The organism is Rhodococcus sp. IEGM 1351 (assembly GCF_030056875.1).
In the GTDB taxonomy this organism is placed as follows: domain Bacteria; phylum Actinomycetota; class Actinomycetes; order Mycobacteriales; family Mycobacteriaceae; genus Rhodococcus_F; species Rhodococcus_F opacus.
In genome coordinates this window covers 1-768 of the sequence record NZ_JASHKU010000093.1, presented here as the reverse complement: position 1 = coordinate 768, position 768 = coordinate 1, and the positions used below count along the sequence as shown (strand labels likewise).

The following is a 768-nucleotide window of genomic DNA, read 5'->3' as shown; positions in this document are numbered from 1 at the left end:
GGTTACGTCCACGATGATGGTGTACGAGCCGGATCTCGTACCAATGACCGGCGTGTCGTAACCGGACGAGAGACGGTCACCGCGTGATTCTTCGAGAGAGGTACCAACTCGACTCGACGAAAGAGCACGCGATGACCACTGCCCACGATATCGACCTGCATCAGATCCTGACCGACCGACTCACCGGTGCGAGCCCCGACCTGCTGCGCGAGCTGCTGACGCTGTTCATCCATACCCTGATGGGCGCCGAAGCCGACGCGCTGTGCGGCGCCGGCTACGGACAGCGCTCCGACGAGCGCACCAACTCCCGTAACGGATACCGGCACCGCGACTTCGATACCCGCGTCGGAACCCTCGACGTCGCCATCCCCAAACTGCGATCCGGTTCGTACTTCCCCGACTGGTTGCTCGAACGCCGCAAACGCGCCGAAAAGGCCCTGACCACCGTGGTCGCCACCTGCTACCTACTCGGGGTCTCCACCCGCCGGATGGACCGGCTCGTCGACACCTTGGGCATCACCAGCCTGTCCAAGTCGCAGGTCTCCGTCATGGCCAAGGAACTCGACACCCAGGTCGAGGCGTTCCGCAGCCGGCCGCTCGATGCCGGGCCATACACGTTCGTCGCCGCCGACGCGCTCGTGCTCAAGGTGCGGGAGAACGGTCGGGTGGTCAACGTGCACACCCTGGTCGCGGTCGGGGTGAACGCCGAGGGGTACCGCGAGATCCTGGGCGTGGATGTGACCTCGTCCGAGGACGGTGCCGGCTGGC

At 65.5% G+C, this 768-nt stretch carries 1 protein-coding gene; it reads left to right on the top strand.

The window, feature by feature from the left end; all coding sequences use genetic code 11:
* Window positions 1-131: 131 nt before the first annotated feature.
* Window positions 132-768, top strand: a 637-nt coding sequence (locus QM806_RS40900; RefSeq protein WP_283295045.1) for an IS256 family transposase, incomplete at its 3' end; no start/stop codon positions are given.